This is a genomic window from Streptomyces sp. NPDC037126 (assembly GCF_055605965.1).
The window spans coordinates 120,193-145,649 of record NZ_JBVJTD010000009.1; the positions used below are offsets into that span (position 1 = coordinate 120,193).

At 73.2% G+C, this 25,457-nt stretch carries 22 protein-coding genes and 1 pseudogene; 7 read left to right on the forward strand and 16 right to left on the reverse strand.

The features are described from left to right. Entirely contained in the window at positions 1-1,494 is a 1,494-nt protein-coding gene (locus tag ACZ7FF_RS21155; RefSeq protein WP_470813780.1) for a DNA-binding protein NsdB, read from the reverse strand. 287 nt (positions 1,495-1,781) lie between these two features. Between ACZ7FF_RS21155 and ACZ7FF_RS21160 the strand changes: the two genes are divergently transcribed. After that, positions 1,782-2,927: an aminoglycoside phosphotransferase family protein gene (locus tag ACZ7FF_RS21160; protein WP_470813781.1), complete on the forward strand. Its 1,146-nt coding sequence runs from the start codon at positions 1,782-1,784 to the stop codon at positions 2,925-2,927. A 269-nt stretch (positions 2,928-3,196) separates the two neighbouring features. After that, positions 3,197-5,167, forward strand: coding sequence for an N-acetylmuramoyl-L-alanine amidase (locus tag ACZ7FF_RS21165; RefSeq protein WP_470813782.1), 1,971 nt, complete (start codon positions 3,197-3,199; stop codon positions 5,165-5,167). Positions 5,168-5,179: 12 nt separating this feature from the next. Here the strand turns inward: ACZ7FF_RS21165 and ACZ7FF_RS21170 are convergent, their stop codons facing one another. The 7 genes from ACZ7FF_RS21170 to ACZ7FF_RS21200 all read right to left on the reverse strand — a co-directional run bounded on the left by ACZ7FF_RS21170 (position 5,180) and on the right by ACZ7FF_RS21200 (position 11,380). Next, positions 5,180-5,677 carry a hypothetical protein gene (locus ACZ7FF_RS21170; RefSeq protein WP_470813783.1) on the reverse strand — a complete coding sequence of 166 codons (498 nt, stop codon included), beginning with the start codon at positions 5,675-5,677 and terminating at the stop codon, positions 5,180-5,182. A gap of 267 nt (positions 5,678-5,944) precedes the next feature. Next, on the reverse strand, positions 5,945-6,850 hold the full coding sequence (locus ACZ7FF_RS21175; RefSeq protein ID WP_470813784.1) for a universal stress protein: 906 nt from the start codon (positions 6,848-6,850) through the stop codon (positions 5,945-5,947). A 138-nt stretch (positions 6,851-6,988) separates the two neighbouring features. Continuing rightward, positions 6,989-7,231 (reverse strand): DUF397 domain-containing protein, encoded by a 243-nt coding sequence (locus ACZ7FF_RS21180; protein ID WP_470813785.1) that lies wholly within the window; start codon positions 7,229-7,231, stop codon positions 6,989-6,991. 82 nt (positions 7,232-7,313) lie between these two features. Continuing rightward, positions 7,314-8,480: a thiolase domain-containing protein gene (locus tag ACZ7FF_RS21185; RefSeq protein WP_470813786.1), complete on the reverse strand. Its 1,167-nt coding sequence runs from the start codon at positions 8,478-8,480 to the stop codon at positions 7,314-7,316. After that, positions 8,477-9,526 (reverse strand): thiolase domain-containing protein, encoded by a 1,050-nt coding sequence (locus tag ACZ7FF_RS21190; RefSeq protein ID WP_470813787.1) that lies wholly within the window; start codon positions 9,524-9,526, stop codon positions 8,477-8,479. Before ACZ7FF_RS21190 ends, ACZ7FF_RS21185 begins: the two co-directional genes overlap by 4 nt. Beyond that, positions 9,523-10,464, reverse strand: a complete 942-nt coding sequence (locus tag ACZ7FF_RS21195) for a Zn-ribbon domain-containing OB-fold protein (protein WP_470813788.1) — start codon at positions 10,462-10,464, stop codon at positions 9,523-9,525. Before ACZ7FF_RS21195 ends, ACZ7FF_RS21190 begins: the two co-directional genes overlap by 4 nt. Before the next feature lie 115 nt (positions 10,465-10,579). Next, a complete protein-coding gene (locus ACZ7FF_RS21200; protein ID WP_470813789.1) occupies positions 10,580-11,380 on the reverse strand; it encodes a crotonase/enoyl-CoA hydratase family protein in 801 nt (266 codons plus the stop codon). 190 nt (positions 11,381-11,570) lie between these two features. On the opposite strand from ACZ7FF_RS21200, the gene ACZ7FF_RS21205 reads away from it, so the two are divergent. Then, positions 11,571-13,187, forward strand: coding sequence for an acyl-CoA synthetase (locus ACZ7FF_RS21205; RefSeq protein ID WP_470813790.1), 1,617 nt, complete (start codon positions 11,571-11,573; stop codon positions 13,185-13,187). Positions 13,188-13,210: 23 nt separating this feature from the next. Here ACZ7FF_RS21205 and ACZ7FF_RS21210 read toward each other — a convergent pair whose 3' ends face one another. The 4 genes from ACZ7FF_RS21210 to ACZ7FF_RS21225 form a co-directional block, all read right to left on the reverse strand. Further along, entirely contained in the window at positions 13,211-13,915 is a 705-nt protein-coding gene (locus ACZ7FF_RS21210; RefSeq protein ID WP_470813791.1) for an alpha/beta fold hydrolase, read from the reverse strand. Positions 13,916-13,925: 10 nt separating this feature from the next. After that, entirely contained in the window at positions 13,926-14,819 is an 894-nt protein-coding gene (locus ACZ7FF_RS21215) for an alpha/beta fold hydrolase (protein ID WP_470813792.1), read from the reverse strand. A 73-nt stretch (positions 14,820-14,892) separates the two neighbouring features. Further along, positions 14,893-15,555, reverse strand: a complete 663-nt coding sequence (locus tag ACZ7FF_RS21220; RefSeq protein WP_470813793.1) for a response regulator — start codon at positions 15,553-15,555, stop codon at positions 14,893-14,895. Continuing rightward, complete coding sequence (locus ACZ7FF_RS21225) at positions 15,552-16,724, reverse strand: sensor histidine kinase (RefSeq protein WP_470813794.1); 1,173 nt, start codon at positions 16,722-16,724, stop codon at positions 15,552-15,554. Before ACZ7FF_RS21225 ends, ACZ7FF_RS21220 begins: the two co-directional genes overlap by 4 nt. Positions 16,725-16,931: 207 nt before the next feature. Between ACZ7FF_RS21225 and ACZ7FF_RS21230 the strand changes: the two genes are divergently transcribed. The 4 genes from ACZ7FF_RS21230 to ACZ7FF_RS21245 all read left to right on the forward strand — a co-directional run bounded on the left by ACZ7FF_RS21230 (position 16,932) and on the right by ACZ7FF_RS21245 (position 20,266). Then, positions 16,932-17,852: an ATP-binding cassette domain-containing protein gene (locus ACZ7FF_RS21230; protein WP_470813795.1), complete on the forward strand. Its 921-nt coding sequence runs from the start codon at positions 16,932-16,934 to the stop codon at positions 17,850-17,852. Beyond that, positions 17,849-18,703, forward strand: coding sequence for an ABC transporter permease (locus ACZ7FF_RS21235; RefSeq protein WP_470813796.1), 855 nt, complete (start codon positions 17,849-17,851; stop codon positions 18,701-18,703). Before ACZ7FF_RS21230 ends, ACZ7FF_RS21235 begins: the two co-directional genes overlap by 4 nt. A 103-nt stretch (positions 18,704-18,806) precedes the next feature. After that, complete coding sequence (locus ACZ7FF_RS21240) at positions 18,807-19,280, forward strand: carboxymuconolactone decarboxylase family protein (RefSeq protein ID WP_470813797.1); 474 nt, start codon at positions 18,807-18,809, stop codon at positions 19,278-19,280. Between the two features lie 62 nt (positions 19,281-19,342). Then, positions 19,343-20,266, forward strand: a complete 924-nt coding sequence (locus ACZ7FF_RS21245) for an RNA polymerase sigma-70 factor (protein ID WP_470813798.1) — start codon at positions 19,343-19,345, stop codon at positions 20,264-20,266. A gap of 96 nt (positions 20,267-20,362) precedes the next feature. On the opposite strand, the gene ACZ7FF_RS21250 is transcribed toward ACZ7FF_RS21245, so the two are convergent. From ACZ7FF_RS21250 to ACZ7FF_RS21265, 4 genes and pseudogenes are all read right to left on the reverse strand, one after another. Beyond that, a complete protein-coding gene (locus ACZ7FF_RS21250; protein WP_470813799.1) occupies positions 20,363-21,859 on the reverse strand; it encodes an acyl-CoA synthetase in 1,497 nt (498 codons plus the stop codon). A 57-nt stretch (positions 21,860-21,916) separates the two neighbouring features. Continuing rightward, entirely contained in the window at positions 21,917-23,470 is a 1,554-nt protein-coding gene (locus ACZ7FF_RS21255; protein WP_470813800.1) for an acyl-CoA synthetase, read from the reverse strand. Next, the gene (locus ACZ7FF_RS21260; protein WP_470813801.1) at positions 23,467-24,579 is read right to left on the reverse strand and encodes an NAD(P)H-dependent flavin oxidoreductase; all 1,113 of its coding nucleotides are present in this window, start codon (positions 24,577-24,579) and stop codon (positions 23,467-23,469) included. Before ACZ7FF_RS21260 ends, ACZ7FF_RS21255 begins: the two co-directional genes overlap by 4 nt. A 79-nt stretch (positions 24,580-24,658) precedes the next feature. After that, a pseudogene (locus tag ACZ7FF_RS21265) lies at positions 24,659-25,450 on the reverse strand (phytoene desaturase family protein); the annotation flags it as partial. Positions 25,451-25,457: the final 7 nt, after the last annotated feature.

The window sequence follows — 25,457 nt, forward strand, 5'->3', positions numbered from 1 at the left end:
CTACGCCTGTGCGCTGTCGTCGCCCTTCGGCCTCGGCTTGGGCAGGACGAGCCTGATCTCCTCGCGCAGCTCGTGGATCCTCGGATATTCGGCGTACTCCGCGGTGAGCCGGTACATCTGCCGCAGCCGGTCCCAGGTGCGCCGGGAGGAGTTCGAGCCCATCGACATCAGGGCCAGCCGTGCGTAGCGGTCGGCCTGTTCCGGGTCGTCGGCGATGAAGCAGGCCGAGGCCATGGAGAGATGGTCGAAGATCTTCGACCGCTCCCTGCCGTCGATGCGCAGCGACAGGGCCTTCTCCGCGTAGTACTGGGCGTGCGCGGCCGCGCTCGGGTCGTACTCCGCCAGTGTGCGGTAGGCCAGGGCCTGCATGCCGTACAGGTCCTCGTCCTTGAAGGTCTGCATCCAGTCCAGCGGTTCGGCCTCGCCCCGGTCGGAGACGAACATGTCCTCGGCCTGCCCGAGGGTGCGGCGCATCGCCTGGCCCTTGCCCATCGACGCCTGCGCCCAGGCCTCGATGGTGTGGAACATCGCCTTCGTGCGCGGCTGCAGGCGGTCGCCGGCACCGGACTGGGCGAGCTTCATCAGGTCCAGCGCGTCGTCGGGCCGGCCGAGGTGCACCATCTGGCGGGCCGCCCGGGACAGCGCCTCGCCGGCGCGGGGCCGGTCACCGCCCTCACGGGCGGCGTGGGCGGCGATGACGAAGTACTTCTGGGCCGTGGGCTCCAGGCCGACGTCGTGCGACATCCAGCCCGCGAGGACGGCGAGGTTGGCCGCGACGCCCCACAGGCGCCGCTGGAGGTGGGGTGGGTGGTGGTAGGCGAGCATGCCGCCCACCTCGTTGAGCTGGCCCACGACCGCCTTGCGCTGGAGCCCGCCGCCGCGGGCCGCGTCCCAGGCGCGGAACACCTCGACCGAGCGCTCCAGTTCCTCGATCTCCTGCGACCCGATGGGGGCGGCCTCGTAGCGGTCGAACCCGGCGGGGTCGGCGTGCAGGGGGTCGTCGAGGACGGGGGCGTCGGCCTTGAGGGCCGGGTCGGTGTGCAGCCAGTCGTGCATGGCGCTGCTGAGTGTGGATCCCGCGGCGAGCGCGGCACCCGCGCCCACCAAGCCGCGTCGGTTGAGCATGAGGTCCATTCCCGTGAATTCGGTGAGGACCGCGGCGGTCCGCTCGGGCGCCCACGGCACACCGTCGGGATGTTCCTCGATCCCGTCGCCCTGCCGTTTCCCCGCACGCCCGTGCCGTACCAGACCGATGTCCTCGATGGTCACGACACGGCCGAGACGCTCGGTGAACAGGGCCGCCAGCACCCGCGGCACCGGATCGCGCGGGATCTCTCCCATGTCGATCCACCGCCGCACCCGGGAGGTGTCGGTCGACAGCTGGGGGTGGCCCATGGCCGCCGCCTGCTTGTTGACCAGCCTCGCGAGTTCGCCCTTGGACCAGCCGGCCAGGCCGAACAGGTCCGCGAGGCGGGTGTTGGGTTGTCCACTCACGTCAAGCCCCCAGGTTCTCGGCTGACTTGACAGTAGCCCCGTGGAGGTTGCCGGGCGACTATTCGCCACGGTTCGCCAGGGTCCGCCAGATGGTGTGCCACTGGGCGACGGGTGTCAGGTAGGAATGCGCCACCCCGACCCGGTTCGCTTCCTGGATTCTCCAGGGGCTCCTGGTTCTCCCGGTGCCACGGACGCATTCCCCAGGGTGCGCCCGGGCGTCCGGGCCGGGTTGTGCGCAAGGACTTACAGGCAGGCACAGCAGGCACACGAAGGGATCTGTATCTCCCATGTACGCAGCATCGTCCTCCGTGTCCGCCCCGCCCCGGCCGCTGCGCTCCCGTCCGGCGGGTGGCGGGCCGTACCTCGACCCGGCGGCGCGGCCGGGCGGCCCCGTGCTGGGCGCGGGCCGGCCCCGGCGGATCCCGGGCCAGCCCGGTACCCAACCGCTCAGCGGGAGACTCGACTTGTCCGGCCCCCAGGGCGCGCAGCTGCGCACCGCGCTCGCCTCGGTGCACCGGATCTGCCCGGAGTTCGCCCCGGTGCAGGTGCTCCGGCGCAGCGGACGGTCCGTCCTCCTCGTCGGGACGACGGGACGCAGCACGGCCGTCGCCAAGTGTCTGCTGGACCACTCGCCCGCCTGGGCCGAGCGGTACCGGCACGAAATAGCCGCATACCGCTCGTTCGTCCGGCACCGGCCCCCGGTCCGTGTGCCCCGGCTGATCGCGGCGGACCCGGACAACTGCACCCTGGTGATCGAGCGCATGCCGGGCCGGGTGGCCGCGTTCCAGCGGCATCCGGTGGAGGCGCCGCCGCGCGCCGACATCCGGACCGCGCTGGGCGCGATCTGCCGGGTGAACGCGTGGCGGCCTCCGGCGGGCCTGTTCGACAGGCCGCTGGACTACGGCGACCGGATCACCCGGTACCACGAGCTGGGCCTGCTCACCGACCGGGACCTCGGCGACCTGCAGAAGCTGCTGCACGGCATCGCCCACGAGGTCGGCCGGCACGGCATGCTCCAGTTCTGCCACGGCGACGCCCTGCTGTCGAACATCCTTCTCTCACCGGCCGGTCCAGTGCTGGTGGACTGGGAGCACGCGGGCTGGTACCTGCCGGGCTACGACCTCGCGACGCTGTGGCTGGTGCTCGGGGACGCACCGGTGGCCCGGCGGCAGATCAGCCAGATCGCCCAGTCGGCGGGCCCGGCCTCCCGGGACGCCTTCCTGGTGAACCTGATGATCCTGCTGACCCGGGAGATCCGCACGTACGAGACGGCACTGCAGCGTTCGATGCACGATCCGGCCCCGGCGGCACCGGGTATGGCCCACCCGGGTGCTGCGCCGTCCGGCGAGGAACAGCGGCTGCTGCTCAGGCGGCTGCACGACGACTGCCAGATGGCCCGCCGGGCCGTCCGCGCGGCGGTCGGCACTCGCTGACGGGGACGACGGTTCCGCGGTGCGCCCGGAGCGGCGGCGCACCGCGGACCTTCGTGTGTTCCCGGCGGTTCGCCGGCCGTGGCCACTGGTGTATTCCAGTGACGCTCCGCAGGCCCGCCCGCCGCCGTCGCGAAACTCGCCGGAACCCCTCCGTGACGTGGGAAATCAACGTCCTGAAGGCATCATTGACGGATCGTCGGCAAGCGGGTACCACTGACCCAGCTCGGCGCCGCACGCCCCGCCAAGCCCGCCCGTCACAGGAGGCCGCATTGCGAGGTTCCGCCACCGATCCCACTGCCACCCCCGGCCACAGACATCTGCGGCGAGCCGCCGCCCCGATCGCCACCGCGGCCCTGCTGCTGCCGCTGCTCGGCGCGGCTCCCGCCCCGAGCGCCACCGCCCCCTCCGCGACCCGGCTCCAGGACGCGTTCGCCTCCGCGGCGGCCGAGTACCACGTGCCGCAGAGCGTCCTGCTGGCCGTCTCCTACCTCCAGTCCCGCTGGGACTGGCACGCCGGCGCGCCCAGCGTGTCCGGCGGCTACGGCCCGATGCACCTCACCGATGCCCGGACCGCGATCGCCGCGACGGAGCACTTCGCCGAGGGCACGGAGGACGCCCGCGGCGACAGCGCCCGCCCGGCCCTGCACCCCGCCGTCAGGCCGCCGGCCGAGTCCGCGCTGCCGGCCCGTCTGAAGACGCTGCCGAGGGCCGCGCGGCTGACCGGCATCCCGGCCGCCCGGCTGCGCACCGACCCGGCGGCGAACGTGGACGGCGGTGCCGCCCTGCTCGCCGCCGCGCAGAAGCAGCTGGGCGAGCCGCTGAGCGCCGACCCGGCCGACTGGTACGGCGCCGTGGCGCGCTTCTCCGGCGCCGACGACAGGGCGACCGCGGCGGCGTACGCGAACGACGTCTACGACGTGCTGCACACAGGCGAGCAGCGCACCACCGACGACGGCCAGCTGGTCGCGCTCGCGGCCCAGCCCCGGCTGAGGGCCGACACCGCCCAGCTCGGCCGCGCCGGGCTGCGCGGGCTGCCCACGGACGGCGTCGAGTGCCCGCGGTCGGTGTCCTGCGAGGCCGTCTGGGCGCCGTACGCCCAGTTCGGCAACGACGACTACGGCAACCACGACCTCGGTGACCGCCCGGTGTCGCAGAGCATCAAGTACATCGTCATCCATGACACGGAGGGCGCCTGGGACGGGGTGATGAACCTGATCCAGGACCCGACGTACGTGTCGTGGAACTACACCGTCCGCTCCACCGACGGCCTGATCGCCCAGCACGTGAAGGCGAAGGACGTGGCCTGGCACGCCGGCAACTGGGACATCAACGCCCGGTCGATCGGCATCGAGCACGAGGGCTTCCTCGCCAACCCGGACGCCTGGTACACGGAGGCGATGTACCGGTCCTCGGCGCGGCTGGTGAAGTACCTGTCCGCCAAGTACGACATCCCGCTGGACCGGCAGCACGTCCTGGGCCACGACAACGTGCCCGGGCCGACCGCCTCCACCATCCCGGGGATGCACACCGACCCCGGGCCGTACTGGGACTGGCGGCACTACTTCCAGCTGCTGGGCCACCCCTTCGAGCGCACGGCCGGCAAGCGGGGCGGGCTGGTCACGATCCTGCCGGACTACGCCGCGAACCAGCCCGCCTACACGGGCTGCACCGCTTCGGGTGAGCCGTGTGCGGCACATGGGTCCGACGAGGTCCGGCTGTACTCCGACCATGACGTGAACGCGCCGCTGATCAAGGACATCGGTGTGAACGCGGCCCCGACCATCGATGTGAACGACCTGTCCTCCCGGGTGTCCACCGGCCAGCAGTACGCGGTCGCGGACCACTGGGGCGACTGGACGGCCATCTGGTACCTGGGGCAGAAGGCCTGGTTCGAGAACCCGCGCAAGGCGCCGACCGCGGTGCCGGCGAAGGGCATGGTGGTGACCCCGAAGGACGGCGCCACCACCATCCCGGTGTACGGCCGCGCCTACCCGGAGAAGGAGGCGTACCCGGCGGGCGTGCCCGCCCAGTCGGTGGTGCCCCTGCCGTACACGATCCCGGCCGGACAGCGGTACGTAGTCGGTGACGAGGTGCCGGGCGAGTACTACTACGCGGTCACCTTCACCACCGACTCGCACCGGGTCGTGGTGGGCAAGGACCTGTACTACGAGATCCAGTACGGCCACCGCGTCGGGTTCGTCCGCGCCGCGGACGTGACCCTCGAGGGCTCGGCCGGCTAGCCGGGGGGTCCCTCAGCCCTGCTGGAAAAGCTCCGCCGGGAGCGGCTTCAGCAGGGCGTACAGGTCGTCCGTGATGGGGCGGTCCCAGGCGGCGATGGTCACGAGGACGCCGTCGCTGCGGTCGAACTGCACGCAGGAGATCCGGCCCTCGGACAGCTTGAGGCGCCGCACGATGAGGAGGTTGTCACCCTGCAGGACGGGGGTGTCCTCGGTGCCGACGACGGTGACCTCCTCGTCGTTCTCCAGCGCCAGGAGCAGCTGGCCCACCTCGAAGGGGATCTCGTCCTCGGCGACCTCGCGGGCCGGGGAGCCCTCCGGCAGATTGCCGATGATCATCGCGGGGCCGCGGCCGCCGAAGAGGTCGTAGCGCAGGAAGACACCCTGGCAGGTGCCGTCGGGGGCGGGCAGCAGACCCGCGCCGAGGTTGCCCGGCCAGTCGCCCGGATCCATGGCCAGCACGTCGAAGTCGGGTCCCGCAGGGGTGGCGCTGCGGCGGCGGAGGAACGACATGCGGCAATGGTACGTGCCCCGGCCCCGCTGGGAGACCTGCGGGCGTCCGGTGGAGCGGCGGCGACGCCCCGGCCGATCGACAGCGGCGTGTCGCCGGCCCCACGGCCGCCGCCCGGCGGCTCGCCGGGGCGTCCGACGCGCGGGTGAGATCCCGGTGCCGGCCGGAAGGCGGGCAGGGCGGAGTCGTCGCGTGGCACGGTGTGCCGCCCTGGCGGACGCCCCGCCGTCGTACGGCCGAACGGTCCGTCCGCCGGTCGTGGCGCTCCCCTACTCCTCCGGTGGGCCGGGCGGGACCACCGCGACGGGGCTCGCGGCGTGCAGCAGCACGGCCTGGGTGACGGAGCCCATCATGCGGGCCGGGGCGAGCAGCCGCCGCCGGTGCCGGCCGACGACGACCAGCTCGGCGTCCTTGGACGCGGCGACGAGGTGCCCGGCCGCGTCGCCGGGGATCGCGGCGGCGTCGGCACGGACGCCGGGGTGCCGCTCCCGGTGCGGTGCGAGGAATCCGTCGGCGAGGACGCGCGTCTCGTTCTCCACGGCGTCCTGGTCGACCATGGGCGGGACCAGCTGGCCCGGGGCGGACCAGGTCTGCACGGGCCACGGGTAGGCGGCGATCACCTGTACCCGGGCCTCGCGGTGGGCGGCCTCGTCGAAGGCGAAGGCGAGGGCTCCCTCGTCGGGGCTGTCGACGTGCAGGCCCACGACCACCCGGGGCCCGGGTTCGGCGGGCTCGTCGCCGTGGACCTCCCGGTCGGGCCGGGGTACGACGACGACCGGGCACTCGGCGTCCCGCGCGGCGGCGAGGCCGTTGGAGCCGAGCAGCAGGCTGGCGAAGCCGCCGCGGCCCCGGGAGCCGAGCACCAACAGCTGGGCGTCGGTGCCCAGTTCGGGCAGGGCGGCGCCCGGTACGCCCTCCAGGGCGACGTACTCCACGGCCGGTACCCCGGCGTCGCCGCCCTCGAGCCGGGCGCGCACCTCGTCGAGGACCGGATCGCCCGCCGTCTCGGGCGGCGCGGCGACCAGCACGTCGGCCTGGCCCCAGGCGGCGTACTGGCGCACGTGGACCACCCGCAGCGGTGCCGCGCGGCGGCGGGCGGTGTCCAGGGCCCAGTCCAGCGCGCGCAGGCTGTCCTCGGAACCGTCGACCGCGGCGATGACCGGCGCAGTGCTCATGCTTCCTCACCTCCGGAACACGACCTTCCCCTTGCTGGGGCCAGCCTCGCTCAGGCGTCGGCCCCGGCAGGGCGCTGCTGGTCGCGTGTCCGGAAATCGGCTCGGAACACCCCCGGTTCAGATCAGATGGGGTCCGGTTCAGGTGAGGTCGAACTCCCCTTCGCGGGCGCCGGAGACGAAGGCTCCCCACTCCGCGGGCGTGAAGATCAGGGAGGGGCTCTCCGGACGGCCGCTGTTGCGCATCGCGATGAAGCCCTCGACAAAGGCGATCTGGACATCGCCCAGACCTCGGCTGCTGGACTGCCACTCGGCACTGCTGAGGTCCAGCTGCGGCTTGTCCCAGCCCACGAGCGGCTGGTGCTGGGTGGTGGTCTCGGCCACGTCCGTGCTCCTCCCGGTTCGTCGTCCGCGGGTCAGCCTAGCGACCGCTCACGATGCCCAACAGCCCACGTGGGGAGGACTTTCAGGCGTCGGGTGGCTGTGCTCCCACGAGCCACATGGAGAAGAACTGCGAACCGCCGCCGTAGGCGTGCCCGAGCACCTTGCGGGCGCGCTCCACCTGGTGTTCTCCGGCCTGGCCGCGGACCTGGAGGGCCGCCTCGGCGAAGCGGATCATGCCGGAGGCGCCGATGGGGTTGGTGGACAGCACGCCGCCCGACATGTTGACGGGCAGGTCGCCGTCGAGTGCGGTGACCCCGGACTCGGTGAGCTTCCAGCCCTCGCCCTCCTCGGCGAAGCCGAGGTTCTCCAGCCACATCGGCTCGTACCAGGAGAACGGCACGTACATCTCGACGGCGTCGATGTCCCGGCGCGGGTCGGTGATGCCGGCCTGCCGGTAGACGTCGGCGGCGCAGTCCTTGCCGGCCTGCGGGGAGACGAAGTCCTTGCCCGCGAACAGGGTCGGCTCGCTGCGCATGGCGCCGCCGAGCATCCAGGCGGGCGGGCGGGGAGCGCGGGCGGCTCCGGCGCGGTCGGTGAGGACCATGGCGCAGGCGCCGTCGGAGGAGGGGCAGGTCTCGGAGTAGCGGATGGGGTCCCACAGCATGGGCGAGGCCTGGACCTTCTCCAGGGTGATGTCGTGTTCGTGGAGGTGGGCGTAGGGGTTCTTCAGTGCGTTGCGCCGGTCCTTGTAGGCGACGAGGGAGCCGACGGTGTCGGGGGCGCCGCTGCGCCGCATGTAGGCGCGCACGTGCGGGGCGAAGAAGCCGCCGGCTCCGGCGAGCAGGGGCTGCTGGAAGGGGATGGGCAGCGACAGGCCCCACATGGCGTTGGACTCGGACTGCTTTTCGAAGGCGACGGTGAGGACCGTGCCGTGCACCCGGGCGGCGACGAGGTTCGCGGCGACCAGGGCGGTGGATCCGCCGACGGAGCCCGCGGTGTGCACGCGCAGCATGGGTTTGCCGACGGCGCCGAGCGCGTCGGCGAGGTAGAGCTCGGGCATCATCACGCCCTCGAAGAAGTCGGGCGCCTTGCCGATGACGACGGCGTCGATGTCGGCCCAGGTCAACTCGGCGTCGTCGAGGGCCCGTCGGGCGGCCTCGCGGACGAGTCCGGCGATCGAGACGTCCCGGCGGGCGGCCACGTGCCGGGTCTGGCCGATCCCTGTGACGGCCACGGGCTCCTTGCTCATCGTGGATCCCCTTCGAGTACGGCGACCAGGTTCTGCTGGAGGCAGGGACCTGAGGTGGCGTGGGCGAGGGCGCGGTCGGACTCGCCGCGGTGGATGCGGGCGGCGGCCTCGCCGATGCGGACGAGTCCGGCGGCCATGACCGGGTTGGCGGTGAGCGCCCCGCCGGAGGGGTTGATCCGTACGTCGTCGCCGAGGCGGAGGGCCTTGCGCAGGACCACCTCCTGCGAGCTGAACGGCGCGTGCAACTCCGCGGTGTCGACGGGCCGTTCGAAGGCGCCGGCCTTCTGCGCGGCCAGCCGGGCGGAGGGGGAGTCGGTGAGGTCGCGCACCCCGAGGGCATGTGCCTCGATGCGGTGGTCGACGCCCCGGATCCAGGCCGGCCGCTCGCACAGTTCGCGGGCCCGGTCCCCGGCCGCGAGGATCACGGCCGCCGCGCCGTCGCCCACGGGTGGGCAGTCGCCGGTGCGCAGCGGCCGTACGACGTGCTCGCCGTGCGGCGCCGGGCCCTTGAGCTGGGCGTGCGGGTTGGCGGCGGCGTCGGCGCGGCTGCGGGCGGCGACGGCGGCGAGGGCCGTCTCGTCGGCGTCCCCGGCGTCGATGAGGGCCTGCGCCTGGAGGGCCGCGAGGGCCACGGCGTCGGGCCACAGGGGGGCCAGGTAGTACGGGTCGAGCTGGCGGGTGAGCACGTCCCGCACCGAGCCGGGCGAGCACTTGCCGTAGGAGTAGACGAGCGCGGTGTCGGCTTCCCCGGTGAGGAGCTTGGTCCAGGCCTCGTACAGGGCCCAGGCGCCGTCCATCTCCACGTGGGACTCGGAGATCGGCGGCCAGGCGCCGACGCCGTCGAGGGCGAGGGTGAAGGAGAAGGCGCGTCCGGCGAGGTAGTCGCTGGACCCGGAGCAGGTGAAGCCGATGTCGGCGGTCTTCAGGCCGGTCCGCTCCAGGACCTCGTGCAGCACCGGCATCAGCATCTCGACCTCGGAGAACTCCTCGGTGGAGCGCCGGTGGTCGGACTGCGCGAAGGCGACGACGGCGATCTCCCGGGTCACAGCAGCTCCTTGTAGGTGTCGTAGTCCGCGTCGGGTTCGCCGGTGGGCCGGTAGTGGTCGGGGTAGCGGGCGCCCTCGGTCCACACCGGTTCCACCCGCAGGCCCATGCGCACCTGGTCGTAGGGGATGCCGCCGATCCGGGCGTGCAGGGCGAGGTCCGCGCCGTCGAGGGCGATGTGCGCATAGACGTAGGGCACTTCGATGTCGAGGTTCTTCGCCTTGATGTTGACGATGCAGTAGGTGGTGACCGTGCCGCGGGGCCCGACCTCGACCCGTTCCGTCGTGGCGACGCCGCAGGTGGGGCAGGCACCCCTCGGCGGGACGTACACCTTGTGGCAGGAGGGGCAGCGTTCGCCGACGGTCCGCTGTCCGGAGAGGGCCTCGATGTAGGCGGACTGGGCGCGGCCCGGCGAGTAGGTGTAGTCGAGGCGGGCGGGGGCGACGATCCCGGTGAGGGGGTTCTCGAACACGCCGTCGTGGCCGCCCGGCTCGGCGGGCTCGCCGTCGTACGGCTCGAAGCAGGCGATGTCGGTGATGGCGCCGGTGCGCTCCCCGTCCCAGCGGATCCGCACCCGCATCCCGGTGCGGACGGCGTCGGGGCCGGGGGCGTCCAGGGCGTGCAGCAGGGCGGTGTCGGCGCCGTCGAGGCGGACCAGGACCCAGGCGAAGGGGGTGCCGAGGGGCTGGCCGCGGCGGGGGGCGTGGTTCCAGGCCCAGGTGGTGACCGTGCCGGTGGGCGCGACCTCCACCAGGTCGCGGATCTCCTCGGCGGTGTCGGGGTCGTACTCGACGGGCGGGACGAGGGTGCGTCCGCCGGTGGTGCGCACCCCGAGGACGACGCCTTCGCGCAGGCCGGTGAGGAAGGCGCTCTGGACGGGGCCGAGGGAGCGGGTGAAGGGGAATTCGACGACGAGGGGCGCTTTGAGGACGTCGGGCATCGGGAACTTGCCTCCTTCGGACAAGGTCGGTTGAGGCCGCGCCCCGAGGGGCGCGGGGAACCGCGCGACCGGCCACGGACGGCCCGCGGGGTCCGCACCGAACCGGCTGCGGAGGTCACGCGCGCTTGAAGACGGGGGGCCGTTTCTCGGCGAAGGCGCGGGCGCCCTCCTTGGCGTCGGCGGTGTCGAAGACGGGCCAGCCACGGGCGAGTTCGGCGGCGAGCCCGTCCGTCTCGTTCATCTCGGCGGTCTCGTACACGGACGCCTTGACGGCCTCCACGGCGAGCGGACCGCAGGCGTTGATCAGCTCGGCGATCTCCAGGGCCCTGGAAAGTGCGGTGCCGTCGGGCACGACATGGCCGATGAGGCCGATGCCGGCGGCCTCCCGTGCGCTGTACGGCCGCCCGGTGAGCAGCATCTCCAGGGCGTGGGTGCGGGGGATCTGGCGCTGCAGCCGGACGGTGGAGCCGCCGATCGGGAACAGTCCCCGTCTGACCTCGAAGAGGCCGAAGGTCGCGGTCTCGCCCGCGATCCGGATGTCGGTGCCCTGGAGTATCTCGGTGCCGCCCGCGACGCAGTGGCCCTCGACGGCGGCGATCACCGGCTTGCGCGGGCGGTGGTGCCGCAGCATCGCCTTCCAGTGCAGGTCCGGGTCGGCCTTGAGCCGGTCGCGGTAGTGCTGTCCCTGCATGCCGTCGCCCGCGAGCGCCTTCAGGTCCATGCCCGCGCAGAAGGCGCCGCCGGCCCCGGTGAGCACGATCGAGCGGACCGCGTCGTCCTCGTCGGCCTCGGTCCAGCCGTCGTACAGGCCGACGAGCATCGGCAGCGAGAGCGCGTTCCTGGCATCGGGTCTGTTCAGCGTGAGCACGAGCGTGGCGCCCTCGCGCCGCACGGTCAGGTGTTCCGTCCCACCCATGGGCCGTCTCCCCTCGGTAAGAACGAGAACAGGTTGCAGTAGGCGGGAAGGCACTTCAAGGGTTTGCTGACACTCAGTCAGATTTCTTCGCCCGATCCCTTCCCAGTTGCGGCACGCTTTGCTCTGATGACCGGGCGAACCGACGGACGCGCCTTTCTCCGTCAGGGACTGCCGGGGGTCAGGAGGAGCGGTGGAGTACAACCTTGCCGATCTGTTCGAGTCGGTCGTCGACGTCGTCCCGGACCGCGAGGCGCTCGTGTACCTCGACCACCCCGGCACGGGCGCGGAACGCCGGCTGACGTACGCGGAGCTGGACGCGGCGGCCAATCGCGTCGCACACCATCTGATCGACAGCGGCATCCGCCCCGGGGAGCACCTGGGGCTGCATCTGTACAACGGCGTCGAGTACCTGCAGACGGTGCTCGGCTGCATGAAGGCCAGGGTCGTCCCGGTCAACGTCAACTACCGCTATGTCGAGGACGAGTTGGCGTACCTCTACCGGGACGCCGATCTGGTCGCGCTGGTCTACGACGCGGAGTTCGAGGAGCGGGTGGCGGGGGCCGCCCCGCGCGCCCCGAAGCTGCGGCACCTGCTGCGGGTGGGGGTGGGGCCGGGCGGGATCGCCACGGCGATCGGCTTCGCTCGGGCCACGGCGTCCGCGTCGCCCGAGCGGGGATTCCCGCCGCGGTCGGGGGACGACCAGTTCATCATCTACACCGGCGGCACCACGGGCATGCCGAAGGGCGTGATGTGGCGTCAGGAGGACCTGTTCTTCGCCGGTCTCGGCGGCGGGGCGCCCACCGGGGAGCCGGTGAAGACGCCTCAGGAGCTGGCCGAGCGGGTCGCCGCGGGCGGCCACGGCATCACCTTCTTCCCCACTCCCCCGCTGATGCACGGCACCTCGACCCTCACCGCGTTCATCGGCTTCAACTTCGGCCAGCGGGTCGTGCTGCACCGCAAGTACGTGCCGGAGGAGGTGCTGCGCACCATCGAGCGCGAGAAGGTGACCAGTGTGTCCCTGGTCGGTGACGCGATGCTGCGCCCGCTGATCGACGCGCTCGGCGGGCCGCTGAAGGGCACGGACTGCTCGGCCCTGTTCAGCGTCTCCTCGTCCGGCGCGATCATGTCGGAGACGGTGCGCGCGCAGTTCCGCGAGCTGGTCCCGAACGCGCTGCTGCTGAACAACTTCGGCTCCTCCGAGTCCGGTTTCAACGGGACGGCGACGGAGGACTCCGGACCCGAGCGCGGCTTTCGCATCCGGGTCAACTCCCGTACCCAGGTGGTGGATCCGGTGACGCGCGACACCGTGGCCGTGGGCGAGGTGGGCCGGGTCGCCCAGTGCGGGAACGTCCCGCTCGGCTACTACAACGACCCCCGCAAGACCGCCGAGACCTTCTTCGAGAAGGACGGACAGCGCTGGGTGCTGCTCGGCGACATGGCCACCGTCGACGAGGAGGGCGTGGTCGTCGTCCTCGGCCGGGGCTCGCAGTGCATCAACACCGGGGGCGAGAAGGTCTATCCGGAGGAGGTCGAGCAGGCGCTGAAGGCGCATCCGGACGTGTACGACGCCCTGGTCGCCGGTGTCCCGGACTCCACGTGGGGCAACCACGTGGCGGCCGTGGTGCAGCTGCGCGAGGGGGCCCCGCGCCCCTCACTGGCCGACATCCAGGGCCACTGCCGCACCCGGCTGGCCGGCTACAAGATCCCCCGCCAGCTCGTGATCGCGGACTCGATCCAGCGGTCGCCGAGCGGGAAGGCCGACTACCGCTGGGCACGCGAGGTGGCGGTGGCGGCGGACCAGGGGTAGGTCCGGACGGGCTCGTACGACGCTCACCCGCCGAGGAACTCCCCGAGCACGGAAAGGAACTGCTCCGGACGGGTCCCGTGCACCAGGTGCCCGGCGTCGACGGTGACCAGTGAGGCGTCCGGGATCAGCTCCGCCAGCCGCGCGGGCTCGTCCTGCGGGATGTGGCTGGTGGGGCCGCCGCCGACCACCAGTGTGGGCGCGGTGATCCGGCCCAGGTGCTCCCACCACGCGGGATCGGGTCGGTTGCGCTGCTCGTCGGTGGCCAGGACCATCGCCCAGTCGAACGGCAGCTCACCGGCCGGCCGTGCGGCGGGCGGCCGGGGCGGGTCGAGCGGCAGCGGGGCGCAGACGTCCTCCAGCACCAGGCGCCGTACCGCACCGGGGTGACGCTGGGCCAGCAGCAGGGCGACCAGGCCGCCCAGCGAGTGGCCCACCACGTCCGTGCCGCCGATGCCGACAGCGGTGAGCAGGGCGCGCACGTCGTCGCTCATCGCCTCCAGGGCGTACTCGCCAGGCCAGTCGCTGCGTCCGTGGCCGCGCAGGTCGGGGGCGTACACCCGGCGGGGCCCCGGGGGCGCCGCGAGCCGTTCGGCGATCGGGGACCAGTCGGTGCCGTCGGCGCCCCGGGCGTGCAGCAGGACGATCGGCTCGGCGTCGCGCGGGCCCCAGGCACGGCAGGCCAGGGTGATGCCGTTCGCCTCGACGGTGTACGCCGGTGTGGTGTTCATGCCGGGCACGCTAGCCCGGCGGCTCCGCCCGGGGCGCCCGCTCCGCCGAGGGCGAAGTCGCGTCCACGGGGCGGTCGAGGAAGGCGGCGACACGGTCGCGGAACCACTTCGCGTCGTCCAGCCAGGGGTAGTGGCCGGCCCCCGGCTGTACGGCCGACTCGGCGTCCGGGAAGGCCTCGGCGGTGCGGCGGGCCAGACGGGGCCGTGGGCCGCCGTCCAGTTCGCCGGCGTACACGAGGACGGGCGCGGCCAGACGGGCGAGGGCGGCGCGGGTCGCCTCCGGGGTGAAGGCGCCGTCGGCGAAGTAGACGTCGCCGGCCTCCTCGTTGCTCTCCTCCAGCTCGGCGTCCGTGTGCGCCCGGGCGGTGTCGTCCCAGCGGCCGTAGAAGAACGGCAGGAACACGTCGTCGAAGTCCGCCTCGCCCGCGAGCCACGCCCGGAAGGCCGGGAACGCCTCGCCGAACCACGGCTCGCCGGCTCGCAGCCGCGCCGCCGCCAGCCGGTCCTCGGCGGTCGCCCGCATGCCGAGGGCGGACGGGTTCGGGGTGATCAGCACCAGCCGCCGTATCCGGTGCGGAAACCGGGCCGCGTAGAGCATCGCCAGGGCGGCGCCGGCGGAGTGGGCGAGCAGGTCCATGCGTGCGAGGCCCAGGTGGCCGCGCCACAGCTCCACGTCCTCGACCATCCGGTCGCAGCGGTACGTCGCCGGGTCCGCGGGCGTCCCGGAGTCACCGGTGCCACGCAGGTCCAGCAGGGCCAGGCGGCGCCGCCCGGTCAGCCCGCCGAGGTCCCCGAAATAGGAGGAGGCCCGCATGGGCCCGCCGGGCAGGACGGCGAGGGGCTCGCCCTCGCCCCGCAGGTGATAGGCGAGCCGTGTGCCGTCGGCTGCGCTGAAGGTCGGCATGGGCCTGATCATCCGTCCCCCTCCGGGCGGCCCGCAACTGCATTGCGCGCGTGCCGGTTTCGCGGTCAAGCCCTCAGCCGGGGAGCTCGACGAGCCTCATCTCGTAGGCGGCGATGACGAGTTGCACCCGGTCCCGGGCGCCCAGTTTGGTGAACAGGCGTGACAGGTGCGACTTGGCGGTGGCCACCGAGATGAAGAGGTCTTCCGCGATCTCGGTGTTCGACCGGCCCCGGCCCACCAGGGTCAGCACTTCCCGTTCCCGTTCGGTGAGGCCCTCGACCGGCCGCGGGGCCCGCTCCGGGACGGCCGCGGGCCGTGCCACGAAGTCCGCGATCAGACGGCGGGTGACGGCCGGCGCGAGCAGGGCGTCGCCGGTGGCGACCACGCGGATCGCCGCGAGGATGTCGTCCAGCGCCATGTCCTTGACCACGAAACCGCTCGCGCCGGCTCGGAGCGCCCCGTGGACGTGGTCGTCCTCGTCGAAGGTGGTCAGGACGAGGACACGGGCCGTCGTCGGTCCGGCCGTGATCCGGCGCGTGGCCTCGATCCCGTCCATGCCGGGCATCCTGATGTCCATGACCACGACGTCGGGGTCGAGTTCCCCCGCCAGCCGGACCGCCTCCGCGCCGGTGGCGGCCTCCCCGACGACCTCCAGGTCGGACTCGTCTGCCATGAGCACACGCAGCCCGGAGCGCACCAGCGGCTGGTCGTCGGCGAGCACGACCCGGATGGTCATCGGACCTCCGCCACGCTCGGGACGGACGTGCCCAGCGGCAGCCGTGCCGTCACCCGGAAACCGCCCTCCGGGCGCGGCCCGGCGGTGAGTTCGCCCCGCAGCAGCGCGGCCCGCTCCCGCATGCCCACGATGCCGAAGCCGTGTGCCGGGCCGCTCACGGCTGCACCGCGTCCGTCGTCGACGATTTCCACGGTCAGCTCCTCCTCCCCGTAGTCGACGGCCACCCGGCAGTGCCCGGTGCCCGCGTGGCGGACCACGTTGGTCAACGCCTCCTGCACGATACGGAAGGCGGACAGGTCGACGTCGGCCGGCAGCGGACGGCACTCCCCGCTGCGGCGGAGGTCGACGCGGACCCCCGCGTCCGCGGTCGCCGCCGCGAGGCGGTCCAGGTCCGCCAGGCCCGGCGACGGCGCCAGGGACGCCTTGCCCGGGGCGGCGGTGTCACGGTCGGCCCGGCGCAGGGCGACCAGCGTGCGCCTGAGGCCGGACAGCGTCTCCCGGCTGGTGGCCTCGATGGCACGCAGCGCCTCGGCCGCCTCGGCCGGCCGGGTGTGGATGACCCGGCTGCCCACCCCGGCCTGGATGGCGACGATGCCGACGCTGTGCGCGATCATGTCGTGCAACTCCCTTGCGATCCGCAGCCGTTCGGCCGTCACGGCCTCGGCGACCTCCTGCGCGCGCAGCGCCACCGCGTGCTCGTGGCGCTCGCGGCTCAGCAGCCCGACCATGCAGGCGGCGGCCGTCGCCAGGAGTCCTACGACCTCGTTGACGATCAGGGCGTCACCGTGCGCGAAGAGGGCGATCACCAGGCTCTGCACCACGAACGGCACGGCCACGACGACGACCGGGACCCGCCGCGCACGGGTCGCCACGGCGACGCCCAGGGCGACGTCCACCGCCAGGTACGCCAGGAACTGGCCCAGGTAGACCTCGCCCGGGTGCGCGGAGGTGCCGGGCGGTACGACCACGACGGCGGTGGCCCCGAGGAGTGTCGTCACCAGGGCCGCCAGCGGCATCCGGCGCAGTACTCCGGTGAGCAGGCTCAGTGCCAGCAGCGAGCCCACCGCGTGGACCGTGCCCGAGGCCCGCGGTGCGCCGCACAGCAGCAGGAGCACCACGAGGAGGTAGCCGGCGCACCACGCCCAGGCCGTGACCTTCGCCCTCGTCACCGCGGTCGTGTCCCCTCGGGCGTGAGGTGGCGTCGCCGAACGCACGACGGCGGCGCGCCTCCTGATGTGGTGTCCATGCCGCGAGCGTAGCCAGCCGCCGCCTGCGCGGCATCGACCCGGGGAGCTACACCCACGGGCTGAACCGGCGTCCCGAATACCGCTCACGGCCTCATGCCCGGCCGGGTGTCCGCCCGGCACGGTTGCCGTGTGATCGAAGTCAACGAACTCACCAAACGCTACGGCGGCCGAAGCGCCGTCGACCGGCTCTCCTTCACCGTGCGGCCGGGCCGTGTCACCGGCTTCCTCGGGCCCAACGGAGCCGGGAAGACCACCACACTGCGCATGATCCTCGGCCTGGACACACCCACCGGTGGGACCGCCACCGTCGGCGGGGTGCCCTTCCGCACCCACGCCCGGGGGCTGCGGCACGCCGGAGCCCTCCTCGACGCCACCCAGGTGCACGGCGGCCGCAGCGCCGTGGCCCATCTGTCCGCCCTGGCCCGCGGCAACGGCATCCCGCTGCGCCGGGTGGGCGAGGTGCTGGGTGAGGTGGGGCTGGCCGAGGTGGGGGCGCGCCGCATCGGCGGGTTCTCCCTGGGCATGAAGCAACGGCTCGGCATAGCGGCCGCGTTGCTCGGGGACCCTCCTGTGCTGATGTTCGACGAGCCGATCAACGGCATGGACCCGGAGGGTGTGCTTCGGGTGCGCCGGCTGTTCCGGCGGCTGGCGGCCGAGGGCCGTACGGTCTTCCTCTCCAGCCATCTGATGGCGGAGATGGAGAACACCGCCGATGAGCTCGTGGTCATCGGCCGGGGACGCCTCATCGCCGCGGAATCCCTGCGGGACTTCGCAGCGCGCGGCACCCGCCGGGGCGTCGTGGTGGGCAGCGCGCGGGCCGCCGAGCTGGCGGCGGTGCTGTCCGCCGCCGGGGCCACGGTGGAGCCGACCGGCCCGCCGGGGGCCGGGACGCTCGCCGTGACCGGGCTGCCTGCGGAACGCGTCGGGACGCTCGCTCTCGACCACCGGATCCCGCTCAGGGAGCTGACCTCCCGGACCGCCTCACTGGAGGAGGCGTTCATGGAACTCACCGCCGACAGCGTCGAACACCTGGCAGGACGGACCCGATGACCACGACCGCCCCCGTTCCCCCGGCCGTACCGGACCCCGCCCTCACCGGGCCGCCCGCCCGTTTCGCCGACCTCGTCGCCGCCGAGTGGATCAAGGCCAGGTCGCTGCGCTCCACTTGGTGGACGATCGCCCTGACGGCGCTGTTCGTCGTCGGGTCCGCCGCCGTGGCGGCCGTGGCGGACTACCGCAACCTCGCGGGCACCCGCCCCGGCGCCCGGGTGCTCCATGACTTCCTGCCCTTGGACGCCTTCCCGCCCGCCGGTTGCATGACGCTGGTGCTGGTCGCCGGGGGCATGGGTGCCGTCGCCGTCGTGAGCGAGTACAACAGCGGCCTCATCCGCGGCACCACCGTGGCCGTCCCGGCCCGCGGCTCGGTGGTCCTCGCCAAGGCCGTCGTGGCCGGCGTGCTGTGGACCGCCGTCGGCTCGGTCGTCTCGACCGCTTCCTTCCTGGTGTCCCAGGCCATCCTGGACGGTCGGGACGCAGGCGTCGCGCTCACCCACCCGGGGGTGGGCAGGGCGCTGGCCGCCACGGTGCTGCTGGCCCCGGTCTGCGCGCTGGTCGGCCTGGGCCTCGGCACCCTGATCCGGCACGGCGCCGCGACCATCGCCGTCTGCGCCTTCACGCTGCTGATGCTGCCCACGGTCTTCTCGGACGGCAGGCGCTGGTCCGCCGACGTCAAGCACGCCATGGTGGTCACCGCCTGGAGGCGTCTGGTGCAGAACTGGGAGCCGTCGCCCGACTCCCTCGGATTCAGCGCCACGGTCCCCGGCTCCTGGACCGTGTACGCCCTGTGGCCGCTGATCGCGGTCGCGCTCGCGGTGTTCGTCGTGCGCGAGCGGGACGTGTGAGGGGGATTCTCCTCGGGAGACGCAGGTCACACGGATCCGTGTCACAGGGGGACGGGGTGCCTCGTCTCGGGAGCGTAGGCACTGACGGACAGAGGAGCACACGATGGACGCGCGACTGGACTACTTCGCCGACCCGAGCGGCGGCACGGCCCTCAAGCACGTCATGTCGGCGGGCAGGGCGATCAAGGAGTCGCCGCTGCCTGCCGCCACACGGGAGCTGGTGGCGCTGCGGGTGAGCCAGATCAACGGCTGCGCGGTCTGCATCGACATGCACACCAAGGAGGCCGCCGCCGCGGGCGAGACCCCGGTGCGGCTGCACCTCGTCACGGCGTGGCGGGAGGCCACGGTGTTCACCGAGGCCGAGCGAGCCGCGCTGGCGCTGGCGGAGGAGGGCACCCGGGTCGCGGACGCGGCAGCCGGGGTCAGTGACGAGGTGTGGGCGCGGGCCGCCGAGCACTACGACCATGGGCAGCTCACCGCCCTGGTGATCCTGGTTTCATTCATGAACATGGCGAACCGGCTGAACATCATCACCCGGCAGCCGGCCGGCGATCACGAGGCCGGCCGGTTCCACTGAGCCGTCGGCGCGGGATGCCGGCAAGGCCGTGTGAAGGCGCCTGAGGGGAAAGGGGGTTCTGCGTGGACAGGACCGAGGAGTTCGAGGAGCTGCGGCCGCTGCTGTTCTCGATCGCCTACCGGATTCTGGGCAGTGTGGGCGAGGCCGAGGACGCGGTGCAGGAGACCTGGCTGCGTTTCGCCGGCTCCCCGGCCCGGCCCGCGTCGGCCAAGGCCTTTCTGTCGGCCGTGGTGACGCGGATCTCGATCGACGTGCTGCGCTCGGCGCGGGTGCGGCGGGAGGCGTACGTGGGCCCCTGGTTCCCCGAGCCGCTGCTGAGCGATCCGTACCAGGATCCGGCGCGGTCGGTGGAGCTCGCCGACTCGGTGTCGATGGCGGCGCTGCTCCTGCTGGAGCGGCTCAGCCCGCTGGAGCGGGCGGTGTTCGTGCTGCGCGAGGTGTTCGGCTTCGGGTTCGACGAGGTCGCCGCGGCGGTGGGACGTTCGGAGCCGGCCTGCCGGCAGCTGCTGGTGCGGGCGCGGGGGCACATGCGGTCCGGGCAGCCGCGGTTCGAGGCGGACCGGCGGGAGCGGCGGGAGCTGGCGGCACGGTTCTTCGGTGCGCTGAAGGACGGCGACGTCGCCGGGCTGCGGGAACTGCTCGCCGCCGACGCGCAGTTGGTCGGGGACGGTGGCGGCAAGGCCCCGCAGCTGGCCAGGGCCGTCGCGGGGGCGCAGAACGTGGCTCGGGTACTGGGCACGGTCTTCCCCTGGCTGACGCGGATCGACGTGGCGTGCGAGCCGCACGAGCTCAACGGCCAGCCGGGCGCGATCTTCCGCGACCGCGAGGGCAGGGTGCTCCAGACCCTGGCCCTGGACGTGCTCGACGGCCGGATCCAGACCGTCCGTGTGGTGCTCAACCCCGACAAGCTCGGCCACCTCGGCCCGGTGGCCGACGCCTGGGCCGTCACCCGCGAGTTGAAGAGGGCCCGCCGGCGGCAGGACTGACCGCGCGGCGTCCGCGGGCCGCCCGGGTGCCCCGCGCGGCCGGCCTCCGGCCCCGGTCGTGCGGAGCGGGGGCCGCAGGCCGGCCCGTACACCCGGCTAACCGTCGAAGCGGTCCCGCAGTTCGCGTTTGAGGATCTTGCCGCTGGCGTTGCGCGGCAGCGTGTCCACGAACAGCACCCGCTTGGGCGCCTTGAAGGAGGTGAGCTTCTCCCGTACGTGCGTGATGAGCTGATCCTCCGTCACCTCGGCGCGCTGGACGACGACGGCCGTGACGGCCTCGATCCAGCGCTCGTCCGGGAGTCCGATCACGGCCGCCTCCGCCACCGCCTCATGGGTGTAGAGCGCGTCCTCGACCTGGCGCGAGGCGACCAGCACACCGCCGGAGTTGATGACGTCCTTCACCCGGTCGACGACGGTGAAGTAGCCGTCGGCGTCCCGGACGGCGAGGTCGCCGGAGTGGAACCAGCCGTCCCGGAAGGCCGCCGCGGTCTCCTCGGGCTTGTCCCAGTAGCCCTCGCACAGCTGCGGTGAGCGGTAGACGATCTCGCCCGGCGTGCCGTCGGGCACGTCCTCGCCCTTGTCGTCCACGACCCTGGCGTCCACGAACAGCACGGTCCGCCCGCAGGAGTCGAGCCGGCCCTCGTGCTCGTCCGGGCCGAGCACCGTGGCCAGGGGGCCGATCTCGCTCTGCCCGAAGCAGTTGTAGAAGGCGAGGCGCGGCAGCCGCTCCCGCAGCCGCTCCAGGACCGGGACGGGCATGATGGACGCGCCGTAGTACGCCTTGCGCAGGCCGCCCAGGTCCCGGGTGGCGAAGTCGGGCCGGTTCGCGAGGCCGATCCACACCGTGGGCGGCGCGAACAGGCTGTCCACGCGGCCCGCCTCGATCAGGTCGAAGAGGCGGTCGCCGTCGGGCGCGTCCAGGATGACGCTGGTAGCGCCGACCGCGAGGTACGGCAGCAGGAACACGTGCATCTGGGCCGAGTGGTAGAGCGGCAGCGCGTGCACCGGCCGGTCGCCGGCGCTCAGGTCGAGTGCGGTGATCGCACTCAGGTACTCGTGCACCAGGGCCCGGTGGGTCATCATCGCGCCCTTCGGCAGGGCGGTCGTGCCGGAGGTGTACAGCAGTTGCACCAGGTCCTCGGTGCGGGCGTCGGGGCCGTCGTACGGCGGCGTGCCGGCGAGCCGGGCCAGCAGCGAGTCCTCGCCGTCCCGCAGCGGCAACACCCGTACGCCGTCCGGCAGTTTCCCGGTGAGGCCCGGGTCGGCGAGGACCAGGGTGCACCCCGACTGGCCCACGATGTAGGCGAGGTCGTCGCCGGTGAGGTTCTGGTTGACCGGCACATGGACCAGGCCCGCGCGGGCGCAGGCGAGGAAGGCGATCAGATAGGCGTCGGAGTTGTGGCCGTAGGCGCCGACCCGGTCGCCGGGCGCGAGGCCCTGGGCGAGCAGGACCGCGGCCGCACGGGAGACGGCGTCGTCCAGCTCCTCGTACGTCCAGGTCCGCTCGCGGTACTCCACCGCGACCCGTACCGGGGTGCGGCGGGCGCTGCGCCGCAGCACCCCGTCGACCGTGCTGCCGTGTCCCTGCATCATGAAAGCCGATCCTCGGGCCGCCGGAAGGGCTGGTCAAGGACCTCCGCAGGACCGCCGTCAGACCTGCCGGGTGCGTCCCTCCCAGTAGGGGTCCCGCAGCCGCCGTTTGTAGAGCTTGCCGTTGGGGTCGCGGGGCATCTCGGCGGTGAAGTCCACGCTCCTGGGCCGCTTGTAGCCGGCGAGCCGCTCCGCGCAGTGGTCGAGCAGGGCCGCGGCCAGGTCCGGGCCCGGCTCGTGCCCGGGCGCCGGCTCGACCACGGCCTTGACCTCCTCGCCCCAGTCGTCGTGCGGGATGCCGAAGGCGGCGGCGTCGGCGACGGCCGGGTGGGAGAGCAGGACGGACTCGATCTCGGCCGGGTAGATGTTGACGCCACCGGAGATGATCATGTCGATCTTGCGGTCGCGGAGGAAGAGGTAGCCGTCCTCGTCCAGGTAGCCGAGGTCGCCGACGGTGAAGAAGTCGCCGATGCGGTTCTTGCGGGTCTTGGCCTCGTCCTTGTGGTAGGCGAAGCCGCCGGTGCTCATCTTCATGTAGACGGTGCCCAGCCGGCCGGGCGGCAGCCGCTCACCGTCGTCGTCGAAGACCGCGAGTTCGCTGATCGGCCAGGCCCTGCCGACCGTGCCGGGCTTCTTCAGCCAGTCCTCGGCGGTGGCGAAGGCGCCGCCGCCCTCGCTGGCCGCGTAGTACTCCTCCACGCAGGTCCCCCACCAGTCGATCATGGCCCGCTTCACATGGTCCGGGCAGGGGGCGGCGCCGTGGATGGCGTGCCGCATGGAGGTCACGTCGTAGCGCGCCCGTACCTCCCCCGGGAGGGCGAGCAGGCGGTGGAACTGGGTCGGGACCATGTGGGTGTGGGTGCAGCCGTGGGCGTCGATGAGCCGCAGCATCTCCTCGGGGGTCCACCTGTCCATCAGCACCAGGCGGTGCCCGATGTGCAGGGAGGCGCCGGCGAACTGCAGGACGGCCGTGTGGTAGAGCGGCGAGCACACGAGGTGGACGTTGCCGTCGAACGGCTTGATGCCGAAGATGCCGAGGAAGCCCCCGAGATAGGCCTCCTCGGGGGACCTGCCGGGCAGCGGGCGGCGGATGCCGCGGGGGCGTCCGGTGGTGCCCGAGGTGTAGTTCATGACCCAGCCGAGTTCCCGGCCGGAGGGCGGGGACTCCGGCTGCCCGTCGAGCAGTCGGCGGTAGGGGCTGAAGCCCTCGACGGTCCCGACCGCGTAGCGGTGGGTGGCCGGCAGGCCCGCCTCGTCGGCCGCGGCGCGGGCGGCCCCGGCGTAGCGCTCGTGGGCGATGAGCACCTTGGCACCGGAGTCGGCGACGATCCAGGCGATCTCGGGCCCGACCAGGTGGTGGTTGACCGGGACGAGGTACAGCCCGGCCTGGGAGGCGGCCAGGTAGGCGGTGAGGAACTCGACGCCGTTCGGCAGGACGACGGCGAAGGCGTCGCCGCGCTCCAGGCCGGCCGCGCGCAGCCCGTGCACCAGCCGGTTGGCGGCGGAGTGCAGCCGGCCTGCGGTCCATGCCTCGCCGTCGGGGGCGATCAGGACCGTGCGGCCGGGGTCCGCGGCCGCCTGCGCCCAGAAACCAGTGGGGGGTGGTGTGTTCACGACTGGCCGCTCCTTCCGGCGATGCGGTTCATGCGGTCCACGGCCCGCTCGAAGCCGCGGGTGAGGTCGTCGAAGACGGCCTGGACGCTGCGTTCGGCGCTCATCCGGCCCACGATCTGGCCGACGGGCGTGCCGAGCAGCGGTTCGACCTCGTACTTCTGGATGCGGGAGACCGCCTCGGCGACCAGCAGGCCCTGCAGGGGCATGGGGAGGGTGCCGGGACCGGCCGGGTCGTCCCAGGCGTCGGTCCACTCGGTGCGGAGCTGGCGGGCCGGCTTCCCGGTCAGGGCGCGGGAGCGGACGGTGTCCCCGGAGCCCGCGGCGAGCAGCTTGCGGGTCAGGGCGGGCGAGTGCAGGTCGGCCTCCGTGGTGGTCAGCCACACGGAGCCCAGCCACACGCCCTGGGCGCCGAGCGCGAGGGCGGCCGCCGCCTGCTCTCCGCTGCCGATGCCACCGGCCGCCAGCACGGGCAGCGGGTGCACGGCGTCCACGACCTCGGGGGTGAGCACCATGGTGGCGATCTCCCCGGTGTGGCCGCCGGCCTCGTAGCCCTGGGCCACGACGACGTCGATGCCCGCCTCCCGGTGCTTGCGCGCGTGCCGGGCGCTGCCCGCGAGGGCGGCGACCAGCACGCCCCGGCCATGGGCGCGGGCGACGACGTCGGCGGGGGGTGAGCCGAGGGCGTTGGCGAGGAGCCTGATCGGGTAGTCGAAGGCGACGTCGAGCTGGGTGCGGGCGACCTGTTCCATCCAGCCGGTGATGCGCCATCCGGCGGCCTCGCCCTCGGCCAGCTCCGGCACGCCGTGCTGGGCGAGGGTGTCGTGCACGAACCGGCGGTGGCCCTCGGGGATCATCGCCTCGACGTCGGCCTCCGTGACCCCTTCCACCTTCTTGGCGGGCATCACCACGTCCAGCCCGTAGGGCCGGCCGCCGCAGTGCGCGTCGAGCCAGTCGAGGTCGCGCTTGAGGTCGCCGGGGGTGGTGTAGCGGACCGCGCCGAGCACGCCGAAGCCGCCGGCGCGGCTGATGGCGGCGGCGACGGCGGGGAACGGCGTGAAGCCGAAGACGGCGTGCTCGACGCCCAGTTGCTTGCTCAGCTCCGTCTGCATGGGCGCAGGATGCCGCAGCCGCCCGGACGACGGAAGACCTTTTCTGACGTTCCGTCAGATTGCTCTGGGGGCCGTAGGGTTACGCGCCGGCCTCCAGGACCGCCATCGCCGCGTTGTGCCCGGGCACCCCGCTCACCCCTCCCCCGCGCACCGCTCCGGCGCCGCACAGCAGGATCCCCGGGTGCCGGGTCTCCACGCCCCAACGGCCCGTGTCCTCCTGGGCGCAGGGCCAGGACAGGGCCCGGTGGAAGATGTTGCCGCCGGGCAGCCGCAGGTCCCGCTCCAGGTCCAGCGGGGTCCGCGCCTCGATGCAGGGGCGGCCGTCGGCGCCGGTCGCCAGGCAGTCGGCGAGCGGCTCGGCGAGGTGGGCGTCGAGCTGGGCGAGGGTGGACTTCAGCAGTTCCTCGCGTACGGCGTCGTTGTCCCCGTCGAAGAGCCTCGCCGGGGTGTGCAGGCCGAAGAGGGTCAGCGTCTGGTACCCGCGGCCGGCGAGTTCGGGGCCGATGATGCTGGGGTCGGTCAGGGAGTGGCAGTAGATCTCCGAGGGCGGCGCGGCGGGGAGCCGGCCGGACGCGGCCTGGGCGTGGGCGGTGGCCAGCTCCTGGTAGCCCTCGGCGATGTGGAAGGTGCCGGCGAAGGCCTCACGGGGGTCGACGGCGGGGTCGCGGACCTTCGGCAGCCGCTTGAGCAGCATGTTGACCTTGAGCTGGGCGCCCTCGGCGGGTTCCGGGGGCGTGTCACCGGTGAGGGCGGCCAGTTCCTGCGGGGAGGCGTTCACCAGGACGTGCCGGGCGGCGGCCACGCCCTCGCCGTCGGCCGTGCGGTAGGTGACCTCGGCGGTGTGCCCGTCGGTGTCGATCCGGACCGCCTCGACGACC